The organism is Ideonella aquatica (assembly GCF_018069755.1).
Taxonomy (GTDB): domain Bacteria; phylum Pseudomonadota; class Gammaproteobacteria; order Burkholderiales; family Burkholderiaceae_C; genus Ideonella; species Ideonella aquatica.
Genome location: NZ_JAGQDE010000001.1, coordinates 427,146 through 442,037, shown reverse-complemented (window position 1 = coordinate 442,037; position 14,892 = coordinate 427,146). Strand labels below are relative to the sequence as shown.

Genomic DNA, 14,892 nt, shown 5'->3' with positions numbered 1-14,892 from the left:
ATGAGTCGACCTGGTCAAGCGTTGTTGATTGACGAGCCACCCATCGGGGTATCGCCCAAGGCTCTGTGGGTGTTCGGTCCCGGAGCCGCCATCTTTCTGCAGCAGTTGCACTACTTCCTGCACCTGAAGCGCCAGGACCCGGAGCGCTACCGCGACAGCTTCATCGACGGCCGCTTCTGGGTTCACTGGTCGATGCAGGAATTGCTGCAACGGGTGCCGATCGGCCGCTCGAATGACCCACACAAGCGAGTCATCGCCATGCTGCAATCCATCGGCGTGTTGGAGGTCAGACAGCACCGAGCGCAGGCCTGGAATCACACCAACCATTACGCGATCAACTACGACGAACTCGATGCCTACGTGGCGAAGGCCTTGGCCGATCGACCGATCGGTAGCAAAGCCACTCATCGGTCGGTGGCAAACCCACCGCCTGTTCAGTCGAAGGACCACACGTCGATCGGTGGCAATGCCACCGATCACTGGACAGAGACTTCTCCAAAGACATCTACAGACACCCCACCTGACGACGCGCGCAACGCGGATGCGGCGCCTGCGGCGCCCGTGGTGGGGGTGGTGCTGAGCAAGGAGGCTGAGGTCTACCGGCCGGCGATGGTGACGGCGGCCGAAGGACTGCCCCAGCAACTGCAGCAACAGATCGCCGACGAGCTATCGGACCGAGCCAGCCGGGTGGCGCACCACGGCGCGCCGCAGATCGGCGATGTGGCGGCCTGGCTGGGTGCGCTGCGGCGCAAAGCACTGGCCGGCGAGTTCCAGCCCAGCGGTGGACTCAGGGTCGGACAGGCCTTGGCAACCCGGCGAGCGCGGGCCTCGGCTCAGCGGGGGCAAGACCCGGCACGTGAGGTCGAGCAGGCAGCACAGGCACGCAAGCGAGCGGCGATACAGGCATTCCTGAACGCCTTGAGCGACGATGACCTGGTGCGCCTGGCCAACGCCGCTCGCGACTGCGCCTGCATCGGCCGAGGCACAGCCGTACACACCCTGGTGATGGCTCGCAAGGTGCCTGAGCGACTGGAGGCCGTGGCGCTGCGCAAGGCAATCACTGCGCTGGGCTGGACTGTGGAGATCGAGCCATGACAGCCGCCCCAATCCCTGAGCCGGCACCGCGCAGCCTGCGCCTGCTGACGCTGCTCGAAGCAGCTGAACTGCTGCACATGCACCCCGAGGAGCTGCGTGCCCGCGCCAAGCTGGGGCGGGTGCCCGGTGCTAAGACCGGCCGGCGCTGGGTCTTCATCGAAGAGGACCTGCTCGGCTGGGTGCGCTCGCTGTATCCTGTGCAGCGGCAAGCGCTGCAAGTGACTTCTGGAAAGGAGCACCTATGTCACTTCGCAAGCGAGGATCGGTCTGGTGGATCGACTTCACCTCGCCCACAGGCGAGCGCGTACGACGATCTGCTGAGACCGGCAACAAGGCCGAGGCGCAGGAACTGCACGACAAGCTGAAAGCCGAAGTCTGGCGAGTCGACAAGCTGGGGGAACGCCCCCGGCGAACCTGGAACGACGCGGTCGTTCGATGGCTGACAGAGCAGGCCCACAAGGCCTCGATCGAAGCTGACAAGATCCACCTGCGCTGGCTTGACCGGCACCTGAGGGGTCTGGAGCTGACAGCCATCACGCGTGATCGCATCGACAGGATCGGCGCTGCCAAACTGGCGGAAGGCGTGGCACCTGCCACTGTCAATCGCGTGATGGAAGTGCTGCGTGCCGTGTTGCGACGGTGCGTGGATGAGTGGGAATGGCTGGACAAGTGCCCGAAGGTGCGGATGCTCAAGGAGCCCACGCGCCGGATCAGGTACCTCAGCCACGAAGAGGCCGGCCGGCTGTTGGCCGAACTCCCTGGGCACCTGGCGGACATGGCCGCCTTCTCGCTGGCCACCGGTCTTCGGCGGTCCAACGTGACCGGCCTGCGCTGGGACCAGGTGGATCTGGCCCAGTGCCGAGCGTGGATTCACCCGGACCAAGCCAAGGCCCGGCGAGCCATACCGGTGCCCTTGAACGACGACGCGATGTCAGTGGTCAGGCGACAGATCGGCAAGCATCGGGAGCTGGTGTTCAGCTTCCGCGGCAAGCCGATCCGGCAGGTCAGCACCAAGGCGTGGTACAGCGCGCTCGAGCGCGCGGACATCAAGTCGTTTCGCTGGCACGACCTGCGCCATACCTGGGCGAGTTGGCACGTGCAGGGTGGAACGCCTCTGTTCGCGTTGCAGGAGCTGGGCGGTTGGGAGTCTGCTGAGATGGTTCGCAAGTACGCGCACCTGTCGGCGGACCACCTGGCGCCCTATGCGCAGCGGCTGGCGCCCCTCATCGGGCACGGCACAAATGCGTCACAGGCCCAGAAAGACGAAGGGGCTACCTTTCGGTAACCCCTTGATCTAGAACGCAAATTCTGGCGCGGCTGGCAGGATTCGAACCCACGACCCCTTGGTTCGTAGGTGAGATTTCGAACTTAAGCCGTTGATTTCATTGAACTTTTCTGAGCCACTCATTCCCCAATTTGCGCTGGTTTGGTCTGTTTTGGCGGGGTCAGTCCCCGGGAACTCCCCATACCAGTCACCGTATTGAACTGCATGGGGTGGCTGAGCGAGGTGCTGACCGGACGTTCTCGTCAGCGCCGTAGTGAACGGCGGCTGCATCACCAAAGGCAACAGCACCGGATCGTCGCCGCGCGCTATGTGTTGCAGCTGAGGCACAGTCAACTTCGTTCATCATGAAGAGGCCGTGCGGCGGTGAATTTGGCCACCTCGGGACCGTTCGACATCCGACTGTGCAGCGGAACCGGCCCCGGGTTCGCGGCATTGCGCTAGCAGGTTGTTGAAGAACCGTTTTGACTGGTGCGGCACGATGCAATTTGGCTATCAAGACCTGAGGCGAGCGGAGTTGGCGAAGGGTGCTTCCCCGGTATCGCACGAGCCGAAGGCGAGGCTTGATAGCCCCAATGCATCGCTCGGGCTACCCGGAATCAGTTCTTCAACATCCTGCTAGCGGCCGCGTCGGCTGGTCAAGTGCCAGTTCGAGCACGTCAAAGTGCTATACCGCGGACTGGCCAAGTGCACCGCGCAAGTGCATACGCTGTTTGCAGCGGCGAGTCCGTGGTTGGTGCGGCGCAACTGTTGGGAGCAAACGCGTGAGTAGGTCCGCAGCCCGCGAAAACGGCCATGCCGGTGACACATTCTGGGCTGGTGAACTGCAAGGGCGGCTAAATGGGGGGCCGGCAGCATCACACTCCGATCTGATCAGCGCCTCAGCACGCCGCTCGGTGTGCTGTGCAGACCTTCCTCAGGTCCGGTGCATTGCAGCGGCGCGCGCCAGCAGCCCGCCCCCCCCTCCGCGTTGCGCCCCAGTTCCCCAGCATCATCCACGGGGCAGAAGTCTGCCGCGCAGACGCCTAGTTCCCTCCAGCGTCCGATTCGTCACACAAGACAACCACCCCCCCTAACTTCAAGGGGTTGAAGATAGTCAAACTTGTGCGACAGTAAAAATGTAACAATCACAACCTCAATAAGGTAAATAAAATGCATCCAGCAAAATGGGGGGCTATCAAATTGCTCCAATTGTCCGTAGCGAGTGCTGCGGGCTTTTCTGCTGGTGCGCATGCTGCGCAAGAAATTCCTGATGGAAATGAAGTAGTCGCAAACCTGACTGTGACCGGTACAGTATACATCGGTCGGCCTGTAGTGAACTCTCAAGCCTCTCTCTTCAAAGGGGCCCTCACTTGGGGAGTAGACAGGCAGCCATTGGCTATGTCAAATACAAATTCGGACGGATCATATACCTTCGACGTCGCTAAAGGATTAGATCGCGGCCCTATGCAGATCTATATCGTCGAGGGTCAATCCTACATTAAAGGCGGAGGAGCGATTCGGAATGTTTACCTCAGCTCTCCTAGCGCCAAAAAGGGTTCTGTAACGCCTATTTCTACCATTGTGGATGGCGTTGCACGAGCTCGTGGATTGGATATTGCGGCAGCAGAAGAGCAGGTACGCTCAGCACTCTCTCTGAACAGCGTGAAACAAATATACTCGGCACCAAAGAACTCAAGTCAAAGATCGCTGCACTATGCGTTGGCTGGAGCACTCTCAGAACTACAGAGAAAAGAAGGATTACTATACCGGAGCGCGGCTTCTTTCCGGGCAGGCGCGGATGAGGTAAACGCGGACCATATACTTAACTCAGTTGCGCCTGCACTCGCGGGTGCGCCAGTATTCATTACTATCGGCGATGCTATCGACTGGCTTGATTCCAATTTGCTGATTCCAAGATCTGACGAACTTTCCACTCGTATTTCGGCAAATGCCGGCGCTATTGCCTTGATGAGGAAGCAAGGAAGTATTTTGAGGAAGAAAAGAGGGAACGCTCTTGCGGATCCCTATTGCCCTGAGACTGAGGATGGGATCAGCTATCCTGAGCTCGGCAGAATGATTCTAGGTGACCGCTATCTGGCCGGCATGAACGAACAAGGGCAAGGGGTCAACCAGCTATTTGCGGGAAGTTGTGGTGCAGTACTAAATACCGAAGTTACGGACCCAAAGGGTGGCGGCTGGCACACCGGCGTAGACTACCGAGTTTGGCTCAGTGAAACAACAGCAGGGTCGGATGCTGAGCGGCGCTCCATTCCACAGTTCTCCGTTGTAGACGGCACGGTCGAAGCGGTTTCAACCAATCTCCCTGGGGGAGGTGCGTCTCCTTTGGGACTGGTCGCGATTCGCGACGCTAGGAATTCGCAGCGAGTCTGGCGGTATTTGCACTTGGATCGCATAGCCGACGGTGTTTCGGTAGGGAGTCAAGTAACGAAGGGTTGCTTGGTGGGCTTCAGTGGAGGCGGTGGGAGCAGCAAGGCCGGATATAGCCGCTCCATGTGGCCGATTCATGCACACATTGAGGTTCAAGAGGGGCCGGCAGTAGACCCTTCAGTTGCCCCAAAGTATCAGACCACGAGGGACGGTGTAATAGATATTGGGATGAAGAATCCAAGAACTCTGATTTCAAAAATAGAGTATTCCGATCCGAAAGGGCAGCCGTGCGGTCAGACCGCTGGCGAAAATTTGAACTGGATTCTTCGTGGTCGGGTCAACGGTACGCCAGGTAGAATATTTCGAGCGATTGGCACTACACCCGCTGGAAACTTCTATTCTGTCAATGATACAGGGCGTGTCGAGTTTTGGAGTTCAACAAACTTCCAGAAGGCTGCTGCAGATATTGTACCCACTCCCTCTGATTTCGGACGTACTGAGCCAGTGGGTGTCACTAGCGTTCCCTCATCAGGCGGCAGAGTGTTCTTGGGGGCAAACGGAGCGACCCAAATACCTGTCATTGACCTTGTTTCCAAGTCAATAGTAGACTACCTTCCGTTCAGCAACTCGGGCGTTGGAAAGAATGGTTTAACTCCTCCCAGATCAGTAGATCCCGGACGTTTGAAGATCAATGGATCTGGTGACAGTCTTTTTTCAACCACTGGCCTTTTCTGCACACCAACTTGCGTCAATGACGTCTACAAGATTTCTATTCCAGGCGGAATATCAGGTGGACGTTCATTTCAACTGAGTGAATCCGCAGTTGATTCACCCTTCCGAACAATTGGCGGAGTAGTTGGATTCGTCTCAGTATCGTGGGGCGACTACAAGGTTCGCATCCATATTGAAGGGCGACCCGACTTCGATCTGGGCAGACTCTTTGGAAATACGCCAAACGTTACGGGCGTATCCGTCTCAGAGGATGGGCGCTATGTAGCAGTTTCGACATTGGACAGTTTTCACGAGGTTACGCTATTTGGCGTTTCCGGATTGGAAACTTCGACTCCCGTCGTCACTTCAGTTCAACGCATGGCACAACAATACTTGACACCGACAGTACCCGCATTTAATAGAGCAGGCACAAATGTGTATCTAAAGAGAGCGCGGGACTTTCAGGTTTATAGTGTTTCTGGAGATTTGCTGAAGACAACCCCATACCCGACCGATGTTTCATCTGGCGACCCAGGTGCATTAGTCTTCTCCGCGGATGGTTCAACTCTGTTCATCAACTCCGGGTCATCCATTCTGGTCTATGGCCGATAGCGCGAAACCACCAACAAAAGCACCGCGAAGGTTTTGGCGCCAACTCCAGTTGGGGTACTGAGTCGTCCCTGCAATACGCCCACAACCCGCATGAACACTCGTTCTGCGGGGTGAATGCCGATGGCGAGAACTCCCAGGAAGCGATTCAATGGAGCGCAGTTTCCGGGAGTTCTTGACCGCCGATGAACACCGACGATTTCTTCCGCGCCCGCTTGGATCAGATGATCGACCTGCGTCACCCGTTGGCGGTGCTGGCCACCCGAATGCCCTGGGAGGAGGGCGGATTCAACCGATCGATGCAACACACTATGACCGCCTGGCGGAAGGAGTGTTGCGATGAAGCAGCGACCTCGGATCTACTACACGGATGCCCAGAAGGCCCAGATGTGGGCACGCTGGAAAGAAGGCTGGTCGCTGCAGCAGATCGCCCAGCTGTTTGACCTGGCACATTCGTCGGTGCAGCGCATTCTTGCTGAGTCAGGCGGGATCGCGCCGCGTCAGCGGCACCGCTCACGGTTGGCTTTGTCGCTGGGCGAGCGCGAGGAGATCTCGCGGGCCATGGCCGTAGGTCATTCCATTCGATCGATCGCAGTTCGAATCGGCAGGGCGCCGTCGACGGTCAGCCGTGAAGTCAACCGCAACGGCGGGCGGATTGGCTACCGTGCAACCCAGGCGGACGAGGCGGCCCTGGAGCGAGCGCATCGCCCCAAGCGCTGCAAACTGACCGAGAACCCTGCGTTGGCGAACATCGTGTCCGACAAACTGCGCAAGCTGTGGTCGCCGGAGCAGATCGCAGGATGGCTCAAGCATACTTATCCGGACGATCAGAGCCTACATGTGTCACACGAGACCATCTACCGCAGTCTCTACATTCAGGCACGCGGCGCCTTGAAGAAGGAACTGCTGGAGCACTTGCGGCGCACCCGTGCCATGCGCCGATCACGCCACCACACGCAGAAGACTGAAGGCCACGGTCAAATCGTCGGCGCCGTCCCCATCAGCGAGCGGCCCCCCGGCGTCGAGGATCGCGCAGTGCCTGGCCATTGGGAAGGTGACTTGCTGTTCGGCAGTCGAGGCAGCCAGATAGCTACGTTGGTCGAACGCCAGACGCGGTACGTGATGCTGGTGAAGGTGGCCGGCAAGGATACCGAGACCGTTGTCAATGCGCTGATCCACCACGCCCGCGCGCTGCCCCAAGAACTCTACAAGTCGTTGACCTGGGATCGCGGCAAGGAACTGGCCGATCACAAGCGCTTCACGCTGGCCACTGACATCCAAGTCTACTTCTGCGATCCGCGCAGTCCATGGCAGCGCGGCAGCAATGAGAACACGAACGGGCTTCTGCGACAGTACATGCCCAAGGGCATCGACATCTCGGGCTACTCACAAGACGTGCTCAACTCGTTGGCCCGAAAATTGAACGAGCGGCCGAGGAAGACCCTCGGCTTCAGGACGCCGGCTGAGATGTTCAGCCAGACCGTTGCATTGACCAGTTGAATCCGCCAGATCGAGAAGGCGCTGGCGCCGGCCTTTGCGCACAAGGATCGCGCTGGCCGGCAGGTCGAGGGAGCGGACCTGTTCGGCCCGACCCTGCAGGTGGCAGGCTCTGGGGTCAGCAGCCGTGGCCGGCCGCGCCTGCCGATCCGGCTGATGCTGGCGCTGCTGTACCTCAAGCACGCCTTCAACCTCAGCGACGAGGAACTCGTCGAGCGCTGGAGCGAGAACGTGGTCTGGCAGTTCTTCAGCGGCATGGCGTACTACACGCCCAAGCTGCCCTGCGATGCCACGCAGATCGGGCGCTTCAGGCGCGTGCTGGGCGAGGCCGGCGTGGAGCAGTTGCTCAAGTCCACGATTGAGGCAGCGGTGGCGATGAAGGCGGTGGGCAAGCGCGAGTTCGAGCGCGTCATCGTCGACTCCACGGTGCAGGAGAAGGCCATCGCCCACCCCACCGACAGCCGACTGCTGGAGGTTGTATTGACCCAGTGAAAACCTGCTCAGGTGTTAATGTCGAAAGGACGACACCATGAGTACGTTGATGGACGAAGAGATCAAGCGCTGGACGGCCAAGCGCAAGACAGCGTTGGTGCTGGAGATCATCCAGGGCAAAACCAGCGTTGCCGAGGCCAGCCGGACCTATGACCTGCCTCCCTCGGAGATCGAGGGCTGGATGGAGGATGGCCGCCGGGGCATGGAGAACGCCCTGAAGGCCAACCCGCAGGATGTACGCGAGCAGTACGAGCGCCAGCTCAAGGACCTTCAGGAGGCCTACGGCGAAGCGATGCTGGAGCTGCGTGCCCGAAAAAAATTGCAGTCCCTGCTGGGCGAGGACGAGAAGTGATCGAGACGATCCACCAGGGACTGCAAGCCGATGGCATCACCGTCTCGATCAGCAAGCTGTGCAGGTGGTTCGATGTACCCAGGCGCACGGTGTACTACCGCCCAGTCAAGGCAGCGCCCAAGGTGCAGGAGCGGCTCGTTCAGCCCATCAAGGCCATGATCGAGGAGAACCCCTCCTTTGGCTACCGCACGGTGGCGCATCTGCTGGGGTTCAACAAGAACACGGTGCAGCGCATCTTCCAGCTCAAGGGCTGGCAGGTCAGACGCCGGCCCGTGGGCTTCAGGCCCCGCATCCAGGTACTGCCTTCAGTGGCCCAGGCGCCCAACGAGCGCTGGGCCACGGACATGTGCCGCGTCTGGGCAGGGCGGGATGGCTGGACGACGATGGCGCTGGTGATCGACTGCCATAGCCGGGAGCTGCTGGGCTGGCACCTGTCGCGCAGCGGCCGATCCAAGACCGCCGAGTCGGCGCTGGAGCAGGCCCTGATTGCCCGCTTCGGCACGCTGGGCCGGGTGCCAGCGCCATTCCTGCTGCGATCAGACAACGGCCTGGTCTTCACAAGCCGCAGCTTCACGGCGCTGGTGCGCAGCTACGGCTTGAAGCAGGAGTTCATCACGCCCCACAGCCCGGAGCAGAACGGCCTGGTCGAGCGTGTGATCCGCACCCTCAAGGAGCAGTGCGTCCATCGGCACCGCTTCGAGTCACTGCAGCACGCCAGCCGCCTGATCGGGGACTGGATCCACTTCTACAACCACCGGCGCCCTCACCAGGCGCTGAACATGAGGACCCCCGCTGAGGCTTATGCAATAGCGGCTTGAACTGAGCAGGTTCTGCTGGGTCAATACAAGGTGGCGCGCGAGAAGATCGCCCGGCTGGCCAAGCGAGCCGGCATCGCGCTTAAGCTCACCCACGAACGCGAAGGCAAGACGCTGCGCCGCCGGGCGGCCGGCTATGCGCACGCCAAGCAGTTCAAGCGTCTGAAGCGCGTGCTGCGCCGTCAGCGCACGATCCTGGGCAGCCTGCTGCGCGAGGTGCGGCGCAAGATGACGGCCCTGCCGCAGTCGGCGCAAGATCCGCTGACGGTCTGGCTCCACCGCGCCGAGCGGCTGCATGCGCAGAAGCCGCACGACAAGGGCAAGCTGTATGCGCTGCACGCTCCGGAAGTCGAGTGCATCGGCAAAGGCAACGCGCGTCAGCCCTACGAGTTCGGCGTCAAGGTCAGCGTGGCGGTGACCCACCGACACGGCCTGATGGTCGGCGCACGCAGCTTCCCCGGCAACCCGTACGACGGCCACACACTGGCTGCACAGTTGGAGCAGACGGGCACACTGCTGCAAGACATCGGCGTGAAGCCCAGCACCGCGATGGTGGACCTGGGCTACCGCGGTGTTGATGCCGACATTGCTCCGGTGCAGCTCGTTCACCGGGGCAAGAGCAAGACGCTGACAACCCAGCAGCGCGCCTGGCTGCGGCGGCGCCAGGCCGTGGAGCCGGCCATCGGGCACCTGAAGGCCGATCACCGCATGGACCGCTGCTGGCTCAAGGGCAGCGAGGGCGACGCGCTGCATGCGGTGCTGTGCGCGGCCGGGTTCAACATCCGTTGGCTGCTGCGGGCGATCGCCCGTCTTGGCTTGGCCGGCGTTTACTGCGCCTTGGCGTTGCTGGCACTCGTCGTGCAGCGGGTCACTGCCGCCATGGCGACGGCGCTTGGGGCCCCGTCGCCGTCAACGCTGCGTCGGCGTTGGGGCTCCGTCGGGGTTGGGAATTGAAATTCGCAGGTCCGACTACTGATTCTTGAAGGAGTTCACGTGGTGAGCAGCATCGATGGTTTACGCATTTGCGGACCATATGATGATGGAAGTCATCCTTCCGCCCCTATTGGAGATCATAACCATCCAGCTGATAGCATTATTTGGAGGGCTGTTGCTAAAGGTAGTATCCGAAGCTGTAGCAGACTTTTCGGTGCCAACGCCTCACTCATAGACCTCAACAGAGCATGCTTTTCCGGGGCCCAGGCCGGTCAGCAAGGACAACTACTGGACCGGCCGCCGTGTAAGCTCCACGGTCAACCCCACGCCTCCCCCAGCGCCCTCGCCTGCTGCAACACCAACTCCACCGCCGCCTCCTGCTGGTCCGGCGGGTACTTGTACTTGCGCAGAATGCGCTTGACCATCAGCCGCAGCTTGGCCTGCACGCTCTCGCGGGCGGACCAGTCGACGGTCAGGTTCTTGCGCAGGTTCTCGGCCAGTTCGTGGGCGATGGTCTTCAGGGTGTCGTCGGTCAGCTCGCGCACGGCCGATTCATTGTTGGCCAGGGCGTCGTAGAAGCGCACCTCGTCCTCGTTCAGGCCCAGTTGCTCGCCGCGGGATGCGGCTTCGCGGAACTTCTTGGCCATCTCCACCAGCTCTTCCATCACCTGCGCGGCCTCGATGGATCGGTTCTGGTAGCGCTGCACCACGTTGGCCAGCATGGCCGAGAATTTTCGAGTCTGCACCACGTTGCTGGCAAAGCGTGACCTGATCTCGCCTTCGAGCAGCCGCTCCAGCAGTTCCAAGGCCAGATTGCGCTCGGGCAGGTTGCGCACCTCGGCCAGGAAGGCGTCGTCCAGGATGCCGATGTTGGGTTTGTCCAGGCCCACGGCGTCGAAGATGTCGACCACTTCCTCGGACACCACGGCCGAGCTGATGATCTGCCGGATGGCCAGTTCGCGCTCCTCGTCCGACTTCTTCCTCGCGCTGATCTCGCGCTTGGTCAGGATCACCTTCACGGCCTGGAAGAAAGCGACCTCCTCGCGCACGGCCTTGGCCTCGTCCAGCGTGCAGCACAGCGTGAAGGCCTTGCTCATTGCCAGCGCCAGGTCGGCGAAGCGCTTCTTGCCATCCTTCAGACCCAAGACGTAGTTCGCCGCCCCGGCCAAAGTCTTGTGGCCGCCGGTGAGGAAGTCGCTGTAGTCGAAGCCATACCCGTTCGTGCCGGCCAGCATGCCGCGCAGCGCGTCCAGCTTCTCGGCCAGCACGCTGTAGGCCTCGTGCGCGTCCACCGTCGGCCGGCCGCGGCCCTGCGCTGCGGTGTATTCCTTGAGCGCCGACTTCAGCTCGTTGGCGATGCCGATGTAGTCCACCACCAGGCCGCCCTGCTTGTCCTTGAACACGCGGTTCACGCGCGCGATGGCCTGCATCAGGTTGTGGCCCTTCATCGGCTTGTCGACGTAGAGCGTGTGCACGCAGGGCGCATCAAACCCGGTGAGCCACATGTCGCGCACGATCACCAGGCGCAGCGGGTCGGTCGGATTCTTGAAGCGCTGTTCCAGCCGCTTCTTGACCTGCGCGCTGTAGATGTGGGGCCGCAGCAGCGCCTTGTCGCTGGCTGAGCCGGTCATCACGATCTTGATGGCGCCTTGCTCGGGGTCGGGACTGTGCCAGTCGGGTCGCAGGCGGGTGATCTCGTCGTAGAGATGCACACAGATCTCGCGGCTCATGGCCACCACCATGGCCTTGCCGGTCTGCGCCTTGTTGCGCTCCTCGAAGTGCGCCACCAGGTCGGCCGCCACCTGGGCGATGCGCGGCGCGGCGCCCACCACCTTCTCCAGCGCTGCCCAGCGGCTCTTGAGCCTGGCCTGCTGGCTCTCTTCCTCGTCCTCGGCCAGTTCGTCCACCTCGTCGTCGATGGTGGCCATCTCGTCGTCCTTCAGGCCCAGCTTGGCCAGCCGGCTCTCGTAGTAGATGGCCACGGTGGCGCCATCTTCCTTGGCCTGCTGCATGTCGTAGACGCTGATGTAGTGGCCAAACACCGCGCGCGTGTCGCGGTCTTCGCCCGACACCGGCGTGCCGGTGAAGGCCACGAAGGTGGCGTTGGGCAGCGCGTCGCGCAGGTGCTGCGCATAGCCCACTTGGTACTTCGCGTTCGGCGCGAACTCGGCCCGGTGCTCGGATGGCTGGCCATCGCCCGTTGTCAGTGCGCTCGATGCCCTCGGCGCCGACTTCGGTGTCTTCAGTTTCGCCTCAAAGCCGTACTGCGTGCGGTGCGCCTCATCGGCCATCACGACGATGTTGTGGCGGTCCGAGAGCAGCGGGAAGATGTCCTCGTCTTCGCCCGGCATGAACTTCTGGATGGTGGCGAACACGATGCCACCGCTCGGACGATTGCCCAGCAGTGCGCGCAGCTCCTGCCGCGTGTTGGCCTGCACTGGCTGCTCGCGCAACAGGTCCTGCGCCAGGCTGAACACGCCAAAGAGCTGGCCGTCCAGGTCGTTGCGGTCGGTGATGACGACGATGGTCGGGTTCTCCATCGCCGGCTCTTGCATCACGCGCGCCGCGAAGCAGGTCATGGTGATGCTCTTGCCGCTGCCCTGGGTGTGCCAGACCACGCCACCCTTGCCGCGCAGCCGCGCGTCGCTGTTCGGACGCGAGGCGGTCACCACCTGAGCAATGGCCGACCGCACTGCGTGGAACTGGTGGTAGCCGGCGATCTTCTTGACGAGTTGGCCATCGTCTTCGAAGAGCACGAAGTAGCGCAGATAGTCGAGCAGGTAGGCCGGCGCCAGCACGCCGCGCACCAGTGTCTGCAGCTCATGGAATTTGCCCAGCGGGTCGAGGGCGACGCCATCGATCGTGCGCCAGGCCATGAAGCGCTCGCTGTCGGCCGAGAGCGAGCCCAGCAGCGCCTCGCTGCCATCGGACACCACCAGCACCTCGTTGGTCTGGAAGATGTCCGGGATCTGCGCCTTGTAGGTCTGGATCTGGTGGAAGGCCTTCCACACGTCGGCGTTCAGGTCAGCCGGGTTCTTCAGCTCGATCAGCACCAGCGGCAGGCCGTTGACGAAGAGCACGATGTCGGGCCGGCGCGTGTGGTGCGGCCCGGTGACCGAGAACTGATTGACGGCCAGCCACTCGTTGCGCAGCGGGTTGGCCCAATCCACCAGGCGTACAAAGTCGCCGCGCGTCTCACCGTCCTGCTGGTATTGCACCGGCACGCCGCCCACCAGCAGCCGGTGGAAGTGGCGGTTGGCGGCCAGCAGCACCGGCGTACCCAGGTCCAGCACCTGGCGGACGGCGTCCTCACGGGCCGCTGCGGGCACGGTCGGGTTCAGCGCGGCCACCGCGGCGCGCAAGCGCCCCAGCAGCAGCACCTGGCGGTAGTTGTCGCGCTCGGGTGCGTCGCCATCAGGCGCGATGTCCGGCCCATGGCGGTGCTGCCAGCCCACGTCGGCCAGCCATGCCAGGCACTCCTGTTCGAGCTGGTCCTCCGTCATGGGCGCCAGGTCCCTTCGCTGAGCAGTTCGACGTAAGCAGCGTAGCTGAACAGGCGGTTCTTCTTCTGACCCGTCAGCTCGGTGAGTATCCCCAAGTCGTGGAGCAGCTTCACTGCAGCGGTAGCGGTAGGAAAGGTCGTGTCCAGCTTCTGGCGCACCTGTTCGATGGTGAAGCGCGGCATCAGCGGCAGCAGCTCGAACAGGCGCAGCGCCACGGCGCCCACGCGGGGCGCGGCCAACAGGCGCTTGCGGTCGGCGTTGATCAGGCTGGCCATCGCGACGATGCCGCGCTCGGCGTCGGTGGCCGCGGCCTCCACGCCATCGAGGAAGAAGGCAACCCACCCTTCCCAGTCACCCCCTTCCTTGTCGGTACTGCGAACGGCCGACAGCCGCCGGTAGTACTCCGCCTGGTGCTGCTTGAGGTAGCCGCTCAGGTAGACCAGCGGCTCGGGCAGCAGGCCCCACTGCTCCAGCAAGGCGGCAATCAGCAACCGGCCGATGCGCCCGTTGCCGTCCAGGAAGGGGTGGATGGTCTCGAACTGCACATGCACCAGGGCCACCCGCACCAGCGGCGGCAGCGGCGGCAGCGCAGGCGCCGGATCATGAATGAAGCGCTCCAGGTCGGCCAGCAGCGCCGGCACCCGGTCGGGTGGCGGCGGCACGAAGGTGGCGCGGCCCGGCCGGGTGCCGCCAATCCAGTTCTGCGAGCGCCGCAGCTCGCCCGGCTGCTTGCCGGCGCCGCGTGCGCCGTCCAGCAGCAGCCGATGGGCATCGCACAGCAGCCGCACCGAGATCGGCAGGCCGGTCGGTCTGCGCAGGTTGTCGCGCACCAGCCGGAAGGCGCGCAGGTAGTTGGTCACCTCCTCGACATCGGCCGTGTTGGCCAGCACCTGGCCAGCCTCGTCGTCAAACAAGTCGGTCAGCGTGGCCTGGGTGCCTTCGATCTGCGAGGTGAGCAGCGCCTCCTTGCGGATGGCGCTGTAGAGCAGCCAGTCGACCGAGGGCACCAGGCCGGCCACGCCCGCCAGCCGGGCCAGGGCCATCTCGGCGCGGTGGTTGGCGGCGGCGTAGCTCTCCGGCGCCAGCGGCGGATCGGCAGGCGGCAGCGCATGGGGCACAAAGGCCTGCACCGCCTCGCCCAGCGTGGTGGTGGTGACGGTGGTGCCGGTGGTGCGCATCGTATGAAAGCTGGCTTGAGCAGCCGGCGACCATAGTAAAGCGTTCTTTAATTTA

General features: G+C 62.4%; 8 protein-coding genes and 3 pseudogenes. 9 read left to right on the top strand and 2 right to left on the bottom strand.

Annotation, left to right across the window (positions count from 1 at the left end):
* From KAK06_RS01970 to KAK06_RS01930, 9 genes and pseudogenes are all read left to right on the top strand, one after another.
* The gene (locus tag KAK06_RS01970; protein WP_210800081.1) at positions 1-1,095 is read left to right on the top strand and encodes a hypothetical protein; all 1,095 of its coding nucleotides are present in this window, start codon (positions 1-3) and stop codon (positions 1,093-1,095) included.
* A pseudogene (locus KAK06_RS24690) lies at positions 1,092-1,271 on the top strand (helix-turn-helix domain-containing protein); the annotation flags it as partial. The gene KAK06_RS01970 and the pseudogene KAK06_RS24690, both read left to right, overlap by 4 nt.
* 65 nt (positions 1,272-1,336) lie before the next feature.
* Positions 1,337-2,380 carry a site-specific integrase gene (locus KAK06_RS01965; RefSeq protein WP_210800079.1) on the top strand — a complete coding sequence of 348 codons (1,044 nt, stop codon included), beginning with the start codon at positions 1,337-1,339 and terminating at the stop codon, positions 2,378-2,380.
* Between the two features lie 1,149 nt (positions 2,381-3,529).
* Positions 3,530-6,070: a M23 family metallopeptidase gene (locus KAK06_RS01955; RefSeq protein ID WP_210800077.1), complete on the top strand. Its 2,541-nt coding sequence runs from the start codon at positions 3,530-3,532 to the stop codon at positions 6,068-6,070.
* Between the two features lie 336 nt (positions 6,071-6,406).
* Positions 6,407-7,567, top strand: a complete 1,161-nt coding sequence (locus KAK06_RS01950; RefSeq protein ID WP_210800075.1) for an IS30 family transposase — start codon at positions 6,407-6,409, stop codon at positions 7,565-7,567.
* A pseudogene (locus KAK06_RS01945) lies at positions 7,568-8,041 on the top strand (transposase); the annotation flags it as partial. It abuts the gene before it with no gap.
* Positions 8,042-8,093: 52 nt separating this feature from the next.
* Entirely contained in the window at positions 8,094-8,408 is a 315-nt protein-coding gene (locus KAK06_RS01940) for a DUF1153 domain-containing protein (RefSeq protein WP_210800074.1), read from the top strand.
* The gene (locus KAK06_RS01935) at positions 8,405-9,226 is read left to right on the top strand and encodes an IS3 family transposase (protein ID WP_210800072.1); all 822 of its coding nucleotides are present in this window, start codon (positions 8,405-8,407) and stop codon (positions 9,224-9,226) included. The genes KAK06_RS01940 and KAK06_RS01935 overlap by 4 nt, the downstream gene beginning before the upstream one ends.
* Positions 9,227-9,253: 27 nt before the next feature.
* Positions 9,254-10,177 (top strand): annotated as a pseudogene (locus tag KAK06_RS01930) (IS5 family transposase); the annotation flags it as partial.
* Positions 10,178-10,473: 296 nt separating this feature from the next.
* Here KAK06_RS01930 and KAK06_RS01925 read toward each other — a convergent pair.
* Positions 10,474-13,659, bottom strand: coding sequence for a type I restriction endonuclease subunit R (locus KAK06_RS01925; RefSeq protein ID WP_210800069.1), 3,186 nt, complete (start codon positions 13,657-13,659; stop codon positions 10,474-10,476).
* A complete protein-coding gene (locus tag KAK06_RS01920) occupies positions 13,656-14,837 on the bottom strand; it encodes a Fic family protein (RefSeq protein WP_210800067.1) in 1,182 nt (393 codons plus the stop codon). Before KAK06_RS01920 ends, KAK06_RS01925 begins: the two co-directional genes overlap by 4 nt.
* Between the last annotated feature and the right edge of the window lie 55 nt (positions 14,838-14,892).